The sequence below is a fragment of the Chryseobacterium sp. c4a genome, from assembly GCF_009900745.1.
Lineage (GTDB): Bacteria > Bacteroidota > Bacteroidia > Flavobacteriales > Weeksellaceae > Chryseobacterium.
In genome coordinates this window covers 14,466-31,978 of record NZ_WXVU01000022.1, presented here as the reverse complement: position 1 = coordinate 31,978, position 17,513 = coordinate 14,466, and the positions used below count along the sequence as shown (strand labels likewise).

The following is a 17,513-nucleotide window of genomic DNA, read 5'->3' as shown; positions in this document are numbered from 1 at the left end:
ATTCGAAGCATTACCTGAACATTTTTAAGAATTATTGATTGTATTTTGGACTTTCTTAGTAAGGGATTTAAATACTAAATCGTAAGAATGATCTATTAACTTAAAAATCAACTCTCTTTTCAAACCGTCTACATCAACTGAATTCCAATGGGTTTTATTCATGTGATAGGCTCCTGTAATCTGAGGATATTGCTCCCGAAGTTCTGCACTCCATTCCGGATCTGTCTTAACATTGATTGACAAGGGTTGTCTTTCCAGCCCCATCAATAGAAACATTTTGGAATCTACCTTTAGAACAAGGGTTTCATTATCAAAAGGAAAACTTTCCGTAACTGCTTTTTTGGCAAGACAATAGTCTAGTATTTCGTTGGCATCCATGGTTTTTTATGAGTAATTAATAATAAGTATAATGAGTCATGTGATTAATAATAATTTATAAATGATAGACAAGATGTTTAATGATAAGATCTTTTATCTTTTATCTTTTATCTTTTATCTTTTATCTTTTATCTTTTATCTTTTATCTTTTATTCAAATTTAGTAAATTTAAGAAAGAAAATACATCACATCAAACCTCATTGTTATGAAAGCTTTAGTAATAGGTGCTACGGGCGCTACAGGAAAAGATTTGGTCAATCAGTTACTCAACGATAAGGCTTTTGAGGAAGTCGATATTTTTGTTAGAAAACCAGTTGGAATTGAGAACGAAAGGCTTACTGTTCATGTTGTAAATTTCGAAAAACCTGAAGAATGGAAAGGGATGGTAAAGGGAGATGTAGCATTTTCTTGTTTGGGAACTACATTGAAAGATGCCGGAAGTAAAGAAGCTCAGAAAAAAGTAGATTTTGATTATCAGTATGAATTTGCTAAAGCTGCCAGGGAAAATAATGTGGAAGATTATATTCTGGTTTCAGCTTATGGTGCCAATCCGAAATCTAAGATTTTTTATTCTAAAATGAAAGGCGAACTGGAAGAAGCTGTAAAACAACTACACTTTAATAAAATCACCATTTTTAAACCCGGAATGTTGGAACGGAAAAATTCAGAAAGAACCGGTGAAGTTCTGGGCAGCCGAATTATAAAGTTTGCTAATAAATTGGGGCTACTGGAAAGTCAAAAGCCTTTACCTACAGATATTTTAGCAAAGGCTATGATTAATTCTTCCAAGATAAAAAGTAATGGCTACTCTAGTATTAAACTTGGAAATATTTTTTGTTTTGCAGATAAGATAATTGATAAATCATAAAAAAATCCGTGCAATCTATGGTAATATTTATTTAATCACAGATTGCACAGATTTATGGAATTCCTTAGTATTCTTTTTAAAGTAAGAACAAATCTTAAGAGAATTCTTTTTTCAGTTTTCCTGAAATATTTTCAGCGATATTTTTATTTTTTATTTTATCGAACGTTTTTTGGGCTTTTTTAATCAGTTTTTCATCACTCTTTTTTCTGCCCACCTTTATTTGGGTAAGAGCATATAATGCCAGATAGTTTTCATCTTTTTTGTATGTGGGATAGGCTTCATCCAGGTAAGGAAGAGCTTCATCATAGGCTTCCTTAAGACAGTACAATGCCCCAAACATATACTTTACATCCATTTTTACAGATCCTATATAGTTATAGCGTTCCTCTGCCTTTTTTAAATTTTCTATTCCTTTATCGTAATCTTCCAATACCAAAGCAGTATTGGCAACTCCATAATATCCTTCAGGATCACCGGGAAAATATTTTATGATTTCCTCATATTTCTTTCTAGCTTTTTCTACCTTCCCAAATTTCATATATTGTACAGCAAGATTCTGTTTAAATATTGGAGCTTTATTTTGAGATAGACTGTCTGCAATGTAATACATTACTAATGCTTCTTTATGCATATCTTGTAACCTGAAAAGATATCCTGCCATAAAATGGGCATCACAATAGGTAGAATCTTCCTTTACAACTTTCATCATCAGATTAGTAACTCCCCCATAATACTTAGGAAATTGAAGGGCGAGAATTGCCATTTCAAAATCTTTTTTAGAATCTTGTTTTTGAGGAGTACAATAATTGGTTTTTCCTAAGAAATAATTATCCTGAGAGAATCCTTTTACAAAAAGAATCAGAATACAGATCGTTAATAGTTTTTTCATCCTGTAAAAATAAAAAAAGTGGATGTAACCATCCACTTTGTAAAAAATATAATTTTTTATTTCTTATTTCAAATGCTTTGTAATTGATTCGCTTGTAGGTTTTGTTGTACTTACATAACTATCAATCAATTTTCCGTTTTCATCGATCAGGAATTTGGTAAAGTTCCAAAGGATGGTTGTATTTTTCACTCCATTTAGCTCCTGCTCTGTTAAATATTTAAAAATAGGTGCTGTATCATCTCCTTTTACAGAAACTTTTGCTGCCATTGGGAATGTTACCCCGTAATTTTTCTGGCAGAATTTTCCGATTTCAGTGTTAGTTCCGGGCTCTTGTCCACCAAAGTTATTAGCTGGAAAACCTACGACTACCAACTTATCTTTATATTCTTCATATACTTTTTCAAGATCTGCATACTGTGGGGTGAACCCACACTCTGAAGCGGTATTCACGATCAGGATCTTTTTTCCTTTGAAATCTGCAAAGTTGATTTCCTTACCGTCAAGGCTTTCTACTTTAAAGTCATATATTGTTTTTCCCATAAGTTCATTGGTTTTAGCTTTAGAAATTTCACTTTTTTGATTGGTGCAGCTTTGCAAGAACGCTGTTAATGAAAGCAACAGTAAAAAAATATTTTTCATTTCTTATCAATTTTATGCAGTCTGAACTGCGGGTGAATTAAAACTTAAAGATATTCGCAGGAAACACCTTGTTGACATCTATTCTATTAAGCACCATCACATAATCTCCATCTTTTTTAGGGCTTGAAGATTCTATTCTGAAAGGCATCGTAAGATTTCCTACTTTTTTATAATCGGAATATACTACAGTTTCTTCTTTTTTAATTTCCTTTAAGAGCATATAAGTGGTTGTATCAAAATAATACATATTCTTATTCACATTCTTGGTAAGCTCCACTTTATGGCAATAGACCTCTCCTACTTTTTCTTTTCCAAGATATTTGGCAACAAAGCCTTTATTTTCCCAATCAATAAAATCGTTATCAAAACTTTCGGGTACGTATTCCGGATATTCCTGAAGTTTATTGGCTGCATAATTCATTGCATAGCCTTTATTTCCGTCAAAACCTTCAATGGCTGTTTCCTTTCCTCCGGTTACAATAATTGTTTTCGTAAGATTAGGACGCTGCTGGTAAATTTTTATAGGGTATTCATCTTTAACTCCTAATACCACTTTTCCCTGTAGCAATACGGAATTTAAAAGTTTCCAATTGGTGAGACCTCCGGATAATTCAATATTTTTATCAATAATTTCCTTTGCAGTCTGAGCATAATACAGTGAACTTGTAACGGTAAAAAGGGCTAAGTATATTATTTTTTTCATTTAGATTTATTAAAATAGTTATTTAAAGAAAGTTTCCATCATTAAAATGATCCCGGATCTTCTTTAAAACCTAACGCTTATGTAAGGTATAATATTTTATTTTCAAATTTTTAGAGAGCAGAATCTTCTCTGATTGATTCTCTCGTAAGATATCTAATCCTCTTAATAACTTATTTATCAATTCAAATATAAGAGGAATTGGGATAAAAAGCAAAAACAGGAAGAAAGCTGAGCTATCTAATCATCGGATTGGATTTAAATATTCTCAAACGATCTCACTTTCATCGTATTAAATCAACTTTCTTGCTTTTTCCAGGTCTTCGGGTGTATCAATACCTACCCCAACGAAATTGGTTTCTATCATTTTGATTTTCATTCCGTATTCCAGATAGCGGATGCATTCAATCTTTTCCGATATTTCTAATGGTTTCATTTCCAGTTTTGAAAATTGTAATAAGGCTTCTTTTCTGAATGCATATACTCCGATATGCTTAAAGTAGCTTACATCATAGGATGTTTCTCTGTGAAAAGGGATAGCGGAACGGCTAAAATATAGTGCAAAACCATTATTATCAGTAATTACTTTTACATTATTAGGGTTTTCTATTTCTTCTTTTCCGGACAATCTTATTTTTAATGATGCCAAAGAGATTTCCTGTTGTATGTCCTGTTTAAAAACTTCGATCAGTTGTTGTAAAGGCTCTAGCTTTAGGAAAGGCTCATCACCCTGAACATTAATAACGATATCACAATGGATATTTTGTACAGCTTCTGCAATACGATCGCTTCCTGTTTCGTGTTGTCCTGTCATTACAGCTTTTCCTCCATTTTGGGTAATTTCATCAAAGATGATTTCAGAATCTGTTGCTACAAATACTTCGTCAAACAGTCCTGTTTCTACTACATTTTGATAAGTGGTGGTAATAACAGTTTTTTCTCCCAGTATCTGCATTAGTTTTCCCGGAAAACGGCTTGCTTCATAGCGTGCAGGGATGACAGCGATTATTTTCATTCAGTAAATATTAATTAAATCTTTTCAAGCCATCATCTGTACAAAGACGAATATATGGCTTATTCAGATCAAAAATAGTGAAAACTATTTTAGTTTGTCCTATAAATGTGGTATTCTGTCTAATTTCCTCATTAAAATCAGTAGTTTTTATTCTTCTCAAAAACAAAATTCCCACATCTTCGATGAAAATGTGAGAATCGGATATAGATTTTTATTTAAATGAGTCTATAGATTAAAAAGACAGCTTTACCCCTACCATATTATATTCCCATTGGCGGGATGCCATAAGGTCAAATTTATATTTTGTTTTTCCTATTGTCTTTTCTGAGGAAGTATATCTGCTTTTTGAGATTGTTTTTCCGATAAAATATCCCATTAATAGTGCTACCGGATAGTCGGAAGCCCAGTGAACTTTACTTTGCATCATCTGAAAACATAAAGCTCCGGCTAATGTATATCCTACAGGTTTTATCCATTTTGCATCCGGATAGTTGTCGGCAATCACAGTAATACCAGCCATAAACGTTGTTAAGTGCCCGGATGGCATGGCATCATAATTAGATGTATTTTTCCCAAATGCTGAAAAACTTGGAAACGGATTCCAAGCACCTCCTTTATTTCCATTTTCTTCTGCTATAAACGGGCTTTCTCTTCCGGTAATTCTTTTGATTGTTTGAGTGAAAACCCCGGAAAGGATTAAACTTTCCATTAATCCACTGGCAGTTGCCTGTGCTCTGTAATCATTTTTAATTAAACCATAGGCTCCAAAACCAATTCCCAGAAATACTAATGTAGAACCATTTCCTATAAGATACAGTGTAGATCCGATGTCTTTAGGGATTTTGAAAACCCCACCTACTTTAGTATAGTTGTTATCTTTATCCATTCCCCATCTTTCTCCAAGTTCTCTTGAATTATCAATTAATTTCTGATCAAAAGGCAATAGGATTAATGTTGAGGCAATAGCACCTCCTAAATAATAAGCATGATCTTTTGCTACAAAGTCTTTATTAGTATCAATAAAATTTCGAGGCAGTTTGGTCACAAAATCCAGCAATTTAGGCTTTGGATACGTTCGTACAGATCCATCTTTTAGGGTATATGTTTGTACTTTGGGAAGTTCAGGCATCTGTGAAAGCTCCTTTACCTGCAGTGTATCCACCTCTTGTGAACATACCAATATGGACATTGGCAATAGCAAAAATCTCAATTTTTTCATCGTTGTTGTTTTCAACCCTGTTTATTCTTAGCTTATAAAGGGCTCAAAGATAATTCCTTGTTAGCCTTACTACAAAATATTTATTTAATTTTTAATATTTATTTAATTTTTTTGTAAAATAACACCTAGGACTTAGTTGATATAATTGATCAGGAAAATGATCCCATAGATCCAGGAAATATAGACAAACGAGTATAGAAAGCCAAATCCAATGCTTTTTACAAAATCTCCTTTGCATTTGCGGGAGTTTTTAAATACTAATCTTAATGCTCTGAAAAAAATCCAGTACAACATTGCTCCTAAAAGAAAAACTGCTGACCAAAAGAAAAGCCCAAGAAAAGATAAAAGGAATACAAGTAAAATGGAAAATATAATCCATAAGAGAATTGAAACAATGATACCTCCTATTCCATCTCCTACTGCAGGCGGGTCAAAATCAAAACCATCCATTGTAGGTGTTTTATCAACATACTTTTTGATTCTTTCCCTATTTAAAATATTTCCTACATTATCTTTTAACTTCAGACCATAATACAATCCTAAAGTGATGAACAGGAAAAATACAACTCCCAAAATTGAGGTTGATATCATAGAGTTTTGAAATAATGAACGGTGATCACCCGTTCCGGAAAGCCAAACACTGATGATCACTAATGGAATGATAACCAATGTGAAATAAAATAGATATTTTGTTTCAATGAGAGGTTTTTTTTGAGGTTTCATGGGTTAATTACTATAATGTAGCAATATAGCAATGTACCAGTGTAACAATTTACCAATCTTTTTATTGGTGGCTATTGTTACACTGGTACATTTATAACTTAATTAATCTAATTATTTCAGATTATTCAAAGCTGTTTCCAATTTTGGAAGCATTACTTTGATCTCATCTACAGCTAATCCTCCAACGGAAGCACGGAACCAAGGCTCAGATTGAGCTTCCCCGAATGCTGAGAACGGAACTAAAGCAACACCAGCCTCATTGATTAAGTAGAATACAAGGTCTGAAGAGTTTCCAATTACTGCTCCATCCGGTTTTGTTTTTCCGATATAATCTAATTTGATGGTAAGGTAAAGCGCTCCCATCGGTTCGATACTGTCTACAGAAAGGCCTTTTCCCTTCAAATCCTGAACTCCACCGTGAAGAACTTTTAAGCTTTCTTCTAATTTTCCTTTGAAGTCTTCTACGAATACATTTACATTCTCAGGGTTTTCATAGAATTTTGCTGTAGCTTCCTGCTCTGGTTTTGGTGCCCATGCTCCAACGTGAGTAAGAAGTGCTTTCATCTTATCAATGATATGCGCAGGGCCAAATCCCCATCCTACACGTACTCCCGTAGCAGCCAAACATTTTGAAATTCCATCGATATACACTGTATATTCTTTCATTTCAGGGAAAAGAGAAACCGGATCTACGTGTTCTGCACCAAAAGTAAGGTTAGAATAGATTTGGTCATACATTAGGTATAACGGTTTTTCGTCTGCTCCTCTTTTTTTGTTTTCAGCAATCACCAATTCACAAATTTCAGAAAGCTGCTCTCTTGTAAACATTGTTCCCGTTGGGTTCAATGGTGAGCAAAGTGCCAATAGAACTGCTCCATCCAGGTGAGGTCTTAAATCATCTGCTGTTGGCAGGAAATTGGTTTCAGGCTTTGTTTTTACTTCTACAGCATTGGCTGAAGTAAGGTAAGCATAGTGATTGTTGTTCCAAGATGGTGTAGGATATACTACTTTATCTCCTTCGTCTACAATCGTTTTGTATACGGCATAGATCAAAGGTCTTGATCCCGCTGTAATTAAAATATCATTTGGAGAGTACTCCAGGTTCCATCTGTTTTTTAAGTCTTTGGAAACTTCTTTTCTTAAAGATAAAAGTCCGTTGGCAGGTGGATAATTTGTCAGATTATTCTGATAGGCTTTCTGAATTTCTTCCTTCAGCAATGCTGGAATAGGATAGATATTGGAATTCAGGTCACCAATAGTAAGATTGGCAATTTCTGCACCTTTTGCTTTTAGATCATTTACTTCGTTACCAATTTTTACAATTTCAGAACCGATCAGGTTCGCTGCTAATTTTGAAACTTTCACTTTATTCTTATTTAAAATTTACTAATATTATCTTCTCAGATTAATTTTGTTTTCTATTTGATCCACTGGTGTGTGGGCATCATAAGCGGCTATTAGTTCTTTAGTTTTTTTTACGGTAGCAGAGTTTGGATATTTTTTGATGAGCATATTGTATGCTTCTCTTTTATCATCATAAATTTTTCCCTCCTCACTGTCATAAATACGATCGCTATCCATTCCCAGAAGATAATCCAGCAGGTAATTGTGATAATTATCTTTTGCTTTCTTTATCAATGAGCTTTTAGGATATTTATTAATAAAATTTTCCCAAATGATCAGTCTTTCGCCTAATTCTTCCCAGGTAATTAAAAGGCCACCATCCACAGCATAGTTTTCCTCATTGTCTTTTGCCATCTGTGAAATATAAGCTCCATAATCGGGAGTCACTTTATTTTTAAAAACAGACTCATAATATCCTGGCAATGAATGAATTTCTGTAAGTCCTTCTCCCATTTCACGGAATTCAAGACCTACTTTATCCAATTCAGCAGCCATTTTCTTTATGTTATCCGGAAGTTGCTGAGTTCCAGGTTCAACCGTGTGATAATCAATATATTTATCCAATATCTCAGTTTGTGAATCATTAAAACAATCTGTATACTTCTCTCTGATTTTCACATAATCATCATATACTTTATTGTTTTGTTCCGGAGTATTTCCAGCAATCTCCTGATCTATTTTCGTACGATACCATTGTAAAGCTTTAATATAATCTTCTGTTTTATTTTCTGAAGAACATGCTGTATCAATGGGTTTGTACTGATTCTCTTTGGTTTCGTTTTTAGCAATTGAGTCGTTTGCAGACTTTACTTCAGAAACCGCAGTTTCCTTTTTACAGGAAACTACAGCTGCAGACAGTATACAAACTGCTATTATTTTTTTTATCATGGTTGCTTTATCAAATAATTAATCCAATTTTAAATCTGTTTTAACTGCTTGAATTTTAGCTTCCAATGATTTTAATTTATCTTTAAAATCAGCTTCAGAAGAGATCGCATCTTTTACTGAAACATAGAATTTAATTTTTGGTTCTGTTCCTGAAGGTCTTACACAAACTTTAGTTCCATCCTGTGTATAATAAATCAATACATTAGACTGTGGAATTTCGTTCATTACTTTTTTCTCTCCAGTAGAGATGGTAAGGCTTGTTTGTTCTTTGAAATCTTTTACTTCTTCCACTAATGAACCTGCTAATTCTTTTGGAGGGTTTTCACGGAAGTTTTTCATCATATTCTGAATTTCTTCAGCTCCTTCTTTTCCTTTTCTTACGATGTTTACCAATCCTTCATAATACATTCCAAGGTCTTCATAGATCTCGATCATGTACTGGTACATTGTTTTACCATTCGCTTTGCACCATGCTGCAATTTCACACGCTACAAGGATACTTCCACAAGAGTCTTTATCACGAACGAAATCTCCGGTCATGAAACCGAAACTTTCTTCTCCACCACACACAAACTTCTGGGTTCCTTCTGCTTCACGGATCATTTTTCCGATCCATTTGAATCCTGTAAGACCCACTTTGCATTCAACTCCGAATTTCTGTGCAATATCATAGAAAATATCAGAAGTAACGATGGTAGAACCGATGAATTCTTTTCCAGTAATTCTTCCTTGTTTTCTCCATTCGTTCAGGATGTAGTACGTAAGGATTGTATTGGTTTGATTTCCGTTCAATAACTGTATTTCACCATCCAGATTTCTTACGGCAATTCCTAATCTATCACCATCCGGGTCTGTTCCGATCACGATATCAGCGTTGGTAATTTTTGCAAGATCCATGGCCATTTCCAATGCTGCCGGTTCTTCCGGGTTTGGAGATTCTACCGTTGGGAAGTTTCCGCTTGGAATCATCTGTTCTTTAACCAAATCTACTTTTTTGAACCCTGCTTTTGCTAATGCTTTAGGAATTGTAGTATAGGTAGTTCCGTGAATAGAAGTGAAAACAATATTTAAATTTTCTTTTCCCTCGTTTTGATATGTAGAATTTTCAATACAAGCATCAATGTACACATCATCCTGCTCCTCTCCGATCCATTCGATAAGATCATCGTTCCCGTTGAATTTGATTTCTTCGAATTTTACAGAATATACTTCTTTGATGATCGCTTCATCGTTGGGTGGAACAATTTGTGCACCGTCATTCCAGTATACTTTATAACCGTTGTATTCTGGTGGATTGTGAGAAGCCGTCAATACAATTCCGCCGTTACATTTTTTATCACGCACGGTGAAAGAAAGTTCAGGAGTTGGTCTGTGATCTTTGAAAAGCAATACTTTAATTCCGTTTGCTGTTAAAACATCTGCTACTAATTTCCCGAATTCTTTTGAATTGTGACGAACGTCATAAGCAATGGCAACCTTGATCTCTTCTCCTTTAAACTGCTCAAGCATATAGTTGGCCAATCCTTGAGTCGCCTGTCCTAATGTATATTTATTTAAGCGGTTGGTTCCTACTCCCATAATTCCACGCATACCTCCTGTACCGAATTCCAATTCTCTGTAAAAAGAATCTTCCAGATCCGGGGAATTGCTGTCGATTAATGCTTGTACTGCATTTCTCGTTTCTGCATCGAAGGTATCACTTAACCAAAGTTTCGCTTTTTCTAATGTGTTCATATTTAGTTTAGTTTGGAAGCTGGAGGCTGGAAGAGGGAGGTTGTTTTTGTCCCGGCTCAACCTTTCAGCTTTTGATTTATTATTTTGTTTATGAGGCTGGAAGTAGGAAGCTAGGAGATGGAAGATATTGCATTCCTCAATTCAGACTTCTGCCTTTTATTTAATTATTTGTCTTGTTTATTAAGCTGGAAGTAGGAAGATGGAGGATGGAAGATATTGCATTCCCCTATTCAGACTTCTGCCTTTTATTTTATATTCTCAATTTAATTAAAAAGTGAAATGAAGTTCGGGAAACTAAAAGGACTTCCAGCTTCCGGCTCCCCTCTTCCAGCCCTCTAATCTATTATTCTTTTATCTGATTTCTAAAAGCTATAATTTGGTTCATTAAATTATAACTTTCAGTATAAAGATTATCAAATTCTTTTTCTGTAATATACTTTCTATTTTTTGCTTTATATAAACAGGTTACTGTTTCTGCTAAAGAGCGGATCGAGTATCCTAAAAATTTTTTAAATTCCAATTTTGACTGTAAAATACTTCCTTCAGAAATATTAAGAGCTATAGAGTCTGTTGCCCTTCTTATCTGTGAAGTAAGATTAAAAGCTTCATCTTTTGGAAAACATTGAGACAATTTAAAAATTTGCTCGCCAAAATCCATAGATTTCTGCCAAATTAACAATTTTTCAAATTTGAAACTCATGTGTTTATTTTACTAGACTGGAAGTGGGAAGATGGAGGATGGAAGATATTGCATTCCCCTATTCAGACTTCTGCCTTTTATTTTATATTCTCAATTTAATTAAAAAGTGAAATGAAGTTCGGGAAACTAAAAGGACTTCCAGCTTCCGGCTCCCCTCTTCCAGCCCTCTAATCTAATTTCTTATTCTCTACCTTCGTCGTTTTCTCTACTTTAAATGCTTTGATGGGATCATTATAGTAGACAAATTTTGCTGTGTTTTGAATATTCCCCTTTAAAGAGTCTTTTACATTCACCTCAGCATAGTTTCCATTTTTGGAATCGATATTCAGATTGGTGATTTTCCAGTAAGGAGCAATTAAACTTGCAGTATCTGAAATTTTGATCATGGCATCTTTAGTTAATCCTAAAAAGTTAGCACGGCTTCTGTTATGCATTTCCACCTCTGCCCTTCTGGTGTTGACAGATCCCATAAAGCTTGCATTGTTTTTCATATTCAATCTGAAATTATCTGTTTTAATCTCACTTGAAATATTCACTTCTACAGAGTCGGAAACGGCTATTTTTTCAAGGTTGTATTTTGAATAGATGGTTACATTGTAAAAATCTACCCCTTTTGTTCCTCTTTTTTCTTTGATGAACAAGGTTTTATCTTTTACATCTACATCCAGATTACTCGCTACATTAGGATAAGTTTCTATTTCCACGAAGTTCTTTTCTCCTCTGGCATAAAATACACGGAATTTACCGTTCAGATCCAGATTTACAAATTCCGGAACGTCCACATCTTTCTTTTCAATATTTCCCTTTGGAGAAACTTTCCCGCAGGAAACCACTGCTACCAGCATCAATGTGTATAGTACTTTTTTCATATTTAATTTTAAATATTCTACTGATGATCATGACGATCTCTTTTATTGAAAGTTTTACTGGCTTTCAATAATATCTTTTAACAAAAATAGGATTAAAATTTCTAAAAATCTTTGTCTTTTGACAATAAAATACCTGATAATTTTCAATTTTCCAGTTTTCAGGTAGATGTTATTTTTTGTCTTTTATTCTTTTATAAAACCATGTATTAGGTTTCTCAGACGTTGATGACAACAACAAATAGTCTTTATTGATATAGGAAATTTTCAGTCGAGTTGTATCTTTACTATTATTATATTTCATGTTCAGCCACTTACCTTCATTTTGATAACGCCCCCTCTGATCCATGGAAACAAAATATCTGTTACTATAAAATTCTAAAACTCCTGTCCCCCATTTAGATTGATTCTGTTTATTTTTTAATGTATCCACTTTGGATATTACTCCTTCATAGACTTCAATGAACTCCCAGGAACCTATAAGTTTGTTGGTTGAACATGAGGATATACATAATAGAATTGCAACAGCAAACAACCTTTTTACATTCAGCATTTAATATTATTTAATGGTTATTCTGGAGGTAAAAATAAATAAAAAATACCCTATTTACTATGGGTACTTCTCTTTATAATGTTTGTATTGGCTTATTTAATGTTAATGCAAAGCTCTCTAATCAATAATGAGAGTAATATTGGAAATAACTTATTTATCATTTATCAAATGTCATATCAAAAATATCTACTTGTACATTAGGAATTTCCTGCTCTACATTGTCTTTCTTAAGATATACTTTCCCAGTTTTAAAATCTGGCGAAAGTTTTAAATGGATCTCAAAATCCTTGTTTCCTATTTTTGTATAAAAATCTTTAAACAACTTCACCAGTTCCTGCTCACGACCTCTCCTTATTTCATAAGGCTGCATCTTGGGCTCTTGTCCATTTACATTCCCGGGATAAATACGAATGGTAAATTTTCTTCCCGCTGATGTTTCAAATTTTCCATCGATCTCCAATGGAATTGCCTTGGGAGAGAACTGGGTCAAGTAATCTACGTCAGAGATACACCATGCATCCTCACCATTAATATAATCAACCCCCATTTTCTGTTTTTTCAAATCAAAAGAATTGTTAAAGTCAGCTACTTTAAAAGTATATTTCCATGGATAATGAAGGTTAATATCTTTCCAAATCTGGGTATTGATTCTTTTTTCTGAAATTTCCTGTTGGGTTTGAAGAGGCATCTCTTTAATTTTATTATCAACATATGTTTGACGAGTTGCTCCTTCTCTTGTTATTCTCATCTCACCTAAATAATCATCAACAATATATTCTTTAGCCTGATAACTTCCCACCAAAAGAGAATTCCCTCCTAGTAAATAAAGAAATACCTGTCCTCCAGGAGCAATAGATACTTTAAAATATTTATAATTAGAACTTTCTTTACAGTTTAATCCTTCCTTAAATAGCTTAGACAGTTTTTCGTAATCCAATTTAAAATCGCCTTCATAAAACTTGTCTTCAGCATAAGAAAACCATCTGATCTTCATCCCAAAAGGAACAGAACGATATTGTTCTCCAGCAATAACAACCCCAGAATCACCACTCCACCATTGAGACTCTAAAACCATATCAGCAGGAATTCCGGCAATTTCCTCACCCTTCTCATTATAAAAACTTCCATTCCTAATAATCATCGGATAGCCCATATCGGCAGTTGTCAAAGTCAGCCATTCGTACTTATTATTCATATTTTTCATTTTTTCACAGCTATTAACTAACAGCCCAATTATCAGTAATAGTCCTAATAATTTTTTCATAATAATTTTTTTAACCTTTTAAAATATCTCTTTCCGGTTTTCCATTTACATAACGTCCATCCATTTTAAATGTTTCATCATCTTTATTTGAACGATGAAGGTATTTATTTCGAACCCACCTTAGCTGTTCTTTAGGTAATGTTACTGCAAGAGAATTAATACCATCATTGCCAATTGCATAATCATATAATTGTTTTTTAATAGAAATTAGCTCATTTTTCACAGTATACTTATCCTGAATTTCACCATTTTTAAAGATCATTTTACCATACTTCTCACAAAATGTTTTCATAATTGCAAAAGGAATATATTGATAGCTATTAGACAACCCTTTTCTTATCCCATATAATGTATATAAATGACTGTAAGAAAGGGTATCCAATTTAGAAAAATTGGTTTTAAGTTCTTTTGTAATCATAAACTGTTCTGGCTGATACCATCCTTCTTCAATATAGCGTTTTTTTATTTTTTCCAGTTCTTTTTCCGCTGTAATGTCATTATCTCCATATACCATATATTCCCCTAAATATCTCTTTTCGTCACTTACTTCACTATATCCCCCTCCAATATCCGAATGTACTCCAGGCATGGTAAGTTGATATCCTACGCCCGCTTTTACAGAACTATCAATATTAGTCAATTTAAAATTATTCCTGTATTCATCAGCCGCAGCTAATTGTACTATCTTTTTTGCTCTATTTTTTAATTTCAACTGAAGCTCTATAACATCATTTAAATGGAGGACACCATAAGATGCAACGGTATCAAACAACCCAATAAAGTTAAAGGTAATATCTTGAAAACTTTTTAAATTCAGCTTAATCATGATTAATAAATCTTGAGACAAAAAATACCTTGCGGCAGCTGCGCCACGGCTAAAGCCAAATACATTGATCGTGACCTTTCCAATAGATACACCTTTATCGAAATATTTTTTATCGGCAAAGTCCTTCATTTGTTCTATTCCCCGCTGTACTTTATCTTTAATACCTCTCATGTAAATAGCGATGCCTGTTCCCAATGCTCCCCCCGGAAAGGTCTGATCCATTTTCTTATCTTCCGTACCTATCCCTTCTGTATAAATTTTAATAATATCTTCATTTTCTTTAACATCATTATTCATATACAATAAAGCCACATTGGAGTAGAAATTGGTATAACTATCATCTTTTTTATTACTTTTCCTGTTATATACATCTGTTTTTCTAATCCTTTCCGTAGTATTGGTCATATTGTTCATAGTTCCATCAAAGAACATATTGAAAACTACGTCTCTCTTAGATTTACTATCCTGCTTAGGTTTGTTGTCAGAGGCACTAACTACTACAGGCATATTCGTTGACTGAGGCTTATCAACATGGTATACAAGCTCATTTTGTACAATAAGCTGTATCTTTTCTTCTGTACGGTTGATGTAATTTTTATATTCCGCTTTAATATAATACTCGTGTTCGCTTTCATCAATCCAATCCATTTTATTCAGTTTAGTCTGGTATAAACTAAGCTGTTTAAAATACAGATAGGCAAATCCTCTATCATCTACACCACTGGTAGTGTACACTCCTATTGTACGGTCTCCAGTGGTATCATCTTCATACACGGATATTTTCAGAGTATCATCTTTGGGGATATTGATCGTTTTAATGGCTAATTGTATCTTATCCAGATAGCCTACCTTTCTTTTTCCTATCGGTTTTCCCCTGAAATCCTGCCATTCTATGGATAGTATTTTTGGATTTCCTAAAAGAATATATAATTCAATAGAATGCTCAGTATTTTTGCCATTCTGAAATACTACAGCAATAAGTCTTACTTTCTTTCCTGCCAGATTAGGATGAAATTTAAAAGTTCCTATGGCTTTCGTTGATATGATCTGCCCATTATACTCTATTTTCCATTCTTTTACTTTAGGATTTCCTGTGACGCCCAGCAGGCTGTAGCTGTATGATTGATAAGTAAAGGGTCTTGTTTCTCCTATAATTTTCATCAATGTGTTTTTTAAAGTTTAACGATATCCTCTTCCTCATCTGCAACTTCTTCTTTCTTCAAATTAACAAACGGAAAGACTTCTGCAAGCACCTCAGGGCGTGCATTATCTATGTTTTGCTGAGAAATTTCCGCTGTTTGTCCGTGGTTGATAATGGTAATACAATCCGGGCTTCCTATCGGACAGGTCGCTTTACTGTCTTCCAACAGCGCTTTTCCGCTATTATCTTCTAGGGTGATGTTCTGATAGTACCCGCTCCATTGGGTGATGGTAACCTGACAGGGATTGTTGTTCATTTTAGCACAACTTCCAAAGGAATTTTTTTCGAAAGTTTTACCAATATCTACATGAGTAGCCATCAGCTTACTGCTGCCTTCCTTATCGTTAATGTATCTTTTGCTTTGGGTTTTCACCTGTAACTTATCGGGAGCTGTGCCGAACTGGCATTTACAGATAGCCCCCTGGCATACTAAATGTTTCTCGCTCATTGTGTTTTGTGTTTTTACAATTTTATTTTGTTCTGAAGCTTACATGAAATATCTAAAAGACAGATCATTCTCTCCGAAAATTATTATTCCGGTAACAAAATAGGTCGAAATCTAAGTATGCCCTATTTTTTTAGGGTCGAAATATATTTCATACTATTAATTTCAATGATTAGGTATATCAAATATAAGATTTTTGCTGATATATTTCAACAGCAATATTAATTCCCTTATTTTGATGAGAAGCTGATAATCTTCCCACTATCGAAGAAATACTTTTTGTCTCCTTATTAAGTTGATAGAGAAGATCAAGAGAGCCTTTCTTCAAATCTGCTGCAATGGGAGGATTTATTTGCACTCCTTTTATATGGATAAGAATTTTATCATGATCCGTAAGTGTTTTTTGCAGCGAAAAGACAGCTGTATAAGAGATGACTTTCTCCAAAGAGGGAAAATAGAAAGTAAGTATTTCTTCTTTCTGATAATCAGGATATACAGTGTATAGTGGCATAAAGTAAATTGCAAAAAACAAATTCTGATGCAATACTTTTGTACTTCCGCTCATGTTTTCGTAAAACCTGTTTAGCTTCCAGATCGTTTCATCTGCTACCTCGCCTTCATAATATTGATGTATTCTGGGATAATATTCTTCTTTCCAACGATTTTTGATCTCTTTTCCGTTGAGTATCGCCTCTGCTTGCCCATCTTTTTTTAAAGAAATTTGTAATGGATAAAGAGCCTCACCGGCAGTTTCTATTAGTTTTTCAACCATCAGTTCTATTTCCTGATCATTGATGTATATTTTTTTTCTGACAACAGACACCACCACTTTCTTTTTTCTCTGAATATCAACAAGGTAGTGTATTTTTGTTTCCGGTAAAGCAGTGGTCATCACTACACCGTAGCTAGATTCTTCGGGGGCATCGGGAAGTATTATTTGTGAATTGAGAATGCTTTTCTCTTTCCGCTTACTTTCCTTGTCAGCAGGGATATAAATATATTTAAGGTATTTCGGTAGATTTCCGGGAATAATTTCGTGCAGGGTACAATGCCGATTATGAAAGGCGATCAGCTCTTCTTTAGAAATATCATATTCTCTGGAAAGGGAATCCAGATCGGTAATATCTTTAATTTCAATTCTAATATTTTCCATTTGTGTGTGTGTTTCATCTTACACTAATATCAGAAAATAAATTAAAAT

18 protein-coding genes are annotated in these 17,513 nt (G+C 33.9%); 1 reads left to right on the top strand and 17 read right to left on the bottom strand.

Features of this window, described 5'->3' with window-relative positions; genetic code table 11:
- Positions 1–24: 24 nt before the first annotated feature.
- Positions 25–378, bottom strand: a complete 354-nt coding sequence (locus tag GTR01_RS22020) for an MmcQ/YjbR family DNA-binding protein (RefSeq protein ID WP_160139876.1) — start codon at positions 376–378, stop codon at positions 25–27.
- Between the two features lie 205 nt (positions 379–583).
- Between GTR01_RS22020 and GTR01_RS22015 the strand changes: the two genes are divergently transcribed.
- Positions 584–1,246 (top strand): NAD(P)H-binding protein, encoded by a 663-nt coding sequence (locus GTR01_RS22015; RefSeq protein ID WP_160139875.1) that lies wholly within the window; start codon positions 584–586, stop codon positions 1,244–1,246.
- A 94-nt stretch (positions 1,247–1,340) separates the two neighbouring features.
- On the opposite strand, the gene GTR01_RS22010 is transcribed toward GTR01_RS22015, so the two are convergent.
- The 16 genes from GTR01_RS22010 to GTR01_RS21935 form a co-directional block, all read right to left on the bottom strand.
- On the bottom strand, positions 1,341–2,135 hold the full coding sequence (locus GTR01_RS22010; RefSeq protein ID WP_160139874.1) for a tetratricopeptide repeat protein: 795 nt from the start codon (positions 2,133–2,135) through the stop codon (positions 1,341–1,343).
- Between the two features lie 63 nt (positions 2,136–2,198).
- Positions 2,199–2,774, bottom strand: coding sequence for a glutathione peroxidase (locus GTR01_RS22005; RefSeq protein ID WP_160139873.1), 576 nt, complete (start codon positions 2,772–2,774; stop codon positions 2,199–2,201).
- A gap of 37 nt (positions 2,775–2,811) precedes the next feature.
- A complete protein-coding gene (locus GTR01_RS22000; protein WP_160139872.1) occupies positions 2,812–3,477 on the bottom strand; it encodes a histidine kinase in 666 nt (221 codons plus the stop codon).
- 289 nt (positions 3,478–3,766) lie between these two features.
- Positions 3,767–4,489: a 3-deoxy-manno-octulosonate cytidylyltransferase gene (kdsB, locus tag GTR01_RS21995; protein ID WP_160139871.1), complete on the bottom strand. Its 723-nt coding sequence runs from the start codon at positions 4,487–4,489 to the stop codon at positions 3,767–3,769.
- Positions 4,490–4,721: 232 nt separating this feature from the next.
- Positions 4,722–5,708, bottom strand: coding sequence for a phosphatase PAP2 family protein (locus GTR01_RS21990; RefSeq protein ID WP_160139870.1), 987 nt, complete (start codon positions 5,706–5,708; stop codon positions 4,722–4,724).
- 132 nt (positions 5,709–5,840) lie between these two features.
- Positions 5,841–6,431 carry a hypothetical protein gene (locus tag GTR01_RS21985; protein WP_160139869.1) on the bottom strand — a complete coding sequence of 197 codons (591 nt, stop codon included), beginning with the start codon at positions 6,429–6,431 and terminating at the stop codon, positions 5,841–5,843.
- Positions 6,432–6,542: 111 nt separating this feature from the next.
- The gene (locus GTR01_RS21980) at positions 6,543–7,796 is read right to left on the bottom strand and encodes a pyridoxal phosphate-dependent aminotransferase (RefSeq protein ID WP_160139868.1); all 1,254 of its coding nucleotides are present in this window, start codon (positions 7,794–7,796) and stop codon (positions 6,543–6,545) included.
- 27 nt (positions 7,797–7,823) lie between these two features.
- On the bottom strand, positions 7,824–8,723 hold the full coding sequence (locus GTR01_RS21975; protein ID WP_160139867.1) for a hypothetical protein: 900 nt from the start codon (positions 8,721–8,723) through the stop codon (positions 7,824–7,826).
- A gap of 18 nt (positions 8,724–8,741) precedes the next feature.
- Entirely contained in the window at positions 8,742–10,457 is a 1,716-nt protein-coding gene (locus GTR01_RS21970; protein WP_160139866.1) for a phospho-sugar mutase, read from the bottom strand.
- A 343-nt stretch (positions 10,458–10,800) separates the two neighbouring features.
- On the bottom strand, positions 10,801–11,157 hold the full coding sequence (locus GTR01_RS21965; protein ID WP_160139865.1) for a four helix bundle protein: 357 nt from the start codon (positions 11,155–11,157) through the stop codon (positions 10,801–10,803).
- Between the two features lie 167 nt (positions 11,158–11,324).
- On the bottom strand, positions 11,325–12,026 hold the full coding sequence (locus tag GTR01_RS21960) for a GIN domain-containing protein (RefSeq protein WP_160139864.1): 702 nt from the start codon (positions 12,024–12,026) through the stop codon (positions 11,325–11,327).
- A gap of 169 nt (positions 12,027–12,195) precedes the next feature.
- Positions 12,196–12,576: a hypothetical protein gene (locus tag GTR01_RS21955; RefSeq protein ID WP_160139863.1), complete on the bottom strand. Its 381-nt coding sequence runs from the start codon at positions 12,574–12,576 to the stop codon at positions 12,196–12,198.
- A 157-nt stretch (positions 12,577–12,733) separates the two neighbouring features.
- Complete coding sequence (locus GTR01_RS21950; RefSeq protein WP_160139862.1) at positions 12,734–13,840, bottom strand: DUF2931 family protein; 1,107 nt, start codon at positions 13,838–13,840, stop codon at positions 12,734–12,736.
- A gap of 10 nt (positions 13,841–13,850) precedes the next feature.
- Complete coding sequence (locus tag GTR01_RS21945) at positions 13,851–15,827, bottom strand: T6SS phospholipase effector Tle1-like catalytic domain-containing protein (RefSeq protein WP_160139861.1); 1,977 nt, start codon at positions 15,825–15,827, stop codon at positions 13,851–13,853.
- 11 nt (positions 15,828–15,838) lie between these two features.
- The gene (locus GTR01_RS21940; RefSeq protein ID WP_160139860.1) at positions 15,839–16,315 is read right to left on the bottom strand and encodes a DUF4280 domain-containing protein; all 477 of its coding nucleotides are present in this window, start codon (positions 16,313–16,315) and stop codon (positions 15,839–15,841) included.
- Between the two features lie 178 nt (positions 16,316–16,493).
- Positions 16,494–17,465 carry a hypothetical protein gene (locus GTR01_RS21935; protein WP_160139859.1) on the bottom strand — a complete coding sequence of 324 codons (972 nt, stop codon included), beginning with the start codon at positions 17,463–17,465 and terminating at the stop codon, positions 16,494–16,496.
- Positions 17,466–17,513: the final 48 nt, after the last annotated feature.

What these genes read in the sequence shown, in the direction of transcription:
- GTR01_RS22020 (WP_160139876.1), bottom strand. Translation starts at nt 378, where the DNA reads ATGGATGCCAACGAAATACTAGACTATTGTCTTGCCAAAAAAGCAGTT.
- GTR01_RS22015 (WP_160139875.1), top strand. Translation starts at nt 584, where the DNA reads ATGAAAGCTTTAGTAATAGGTGCTACGGGCGCTACAGGAAAAGATTTG.
- GTR01_RS22010 (WP_160139874.1), bottom strand. Translation starts at nt 2,135, where the DNA reads ATGAAAAAACTATTAACGATCTGTATTCTGATTCTTTTTGTAAAAGGA.
- GTR01_RS22005 (WP_160139873.1), bottom strand. Translation starts at nt 2,774, where the DNA reads ATGAAAAATATTTTTTTACTGTTGCTTTCATTAACAGCGTTCTTGCAA.
- GTR01_RS22000 (WP_160139872.1), bottom strand. Translation starts at nt 3,477, where the DNA reads ATGAAAAAAATAATATACTTAGCCCTTTTTACCGTTACAAGTTCACTG.
- kdsB (WP_160139871.1), bottom strand. Translation starts at nt 4,489, where the DNA reads ATGAAAATAATCGCTGTCATCCCTGCACGCTATGAAGCAAGCCGTTTT.
- GTR01_RS21990 (WP_160139870.1), bottom strand. Translation starts at nt 5,708, where the DNA reads ATGAAAAAATTGAGATTTTTGCTATTGCCAATGTCCATATTGGTATGT.
- GTR01_RS21985 (WP_160139869.1), bottom strand. Translation starts at nt 6,431, where the DNA reads ATGAAACCTCAAAAAAAACCTCTCATTGAAACAAAATATCTATTTTAT.
- GTR01_RS21975 (WP_160139867.1), bottom strand. Translation starts at nt 8,723, where the DNA reads ATGATAAAAAAAATAATAGCAGTTTGTATACTGTCTGCAGCTGTAGTT.
- GTR01_RS21970 (WP_160139866.1), bottom strand. Translation starts at nt 10,457, where the DNA reads ATGAACACATTAGAAAAAGCGAAACTTTGGTTAAGTGATACCTTCGAT.
- GTR01_RS21965 (WP_160139865.1), bottom strand. Translation starts at nt 11,157, where the DNA reads ATGAGTTTCAAATTTGAAAAATTGTTAATTTGGCAGAAATCTATGGAT.
- GTR01_RS21960 (WP_160139864.1), bottom strand. Translation starts at nt 12,026, where the DNA reads ATGAAAAAAGTACTATACACATTGATGCTGGTAGCAGTGGTTTCCTGC.
- GTR01_RS21955 (WP_160139863.1), bottom strand. Translation starts at nt 12,576, where the DNA reads ATGCTGAATGTAAAAAGGTTGTTTGCTGTTGCAATTCTATTATGTATA.
- GTR01_RS21950 (WP_160139862.1), bottom strand. Translation starts at nt 13,840, where the DNA reads ATGAAAAAATTATTAGGACTATTACTGATAATTGGGCTGTTAGTTAAT.
- GTR01_RS21945 (WP_160139861.1), bottom strand. Translation starts at nt 15,827, where the DNA reads ATGAAAATTATAGGAGAAACAAGACCCTTTACTTATCAATCATACAGC.
- GTR01_RS21940 (WP_160139860.1), bottom strand. Translation starts at nt 16,315, where the DNA reads ATGAGCGAGAAACATTTAGTATGCCAGGGGGCTATCTGTAAATGCCAG.
- GTR01_RS21935 (WP_160139859.1), bottom strand. Translation starts at nt 17,465, where the DNA reads ATGGAAAATATTAGAATTGAAATTAAAGATATTACCGATCTGGATTCC.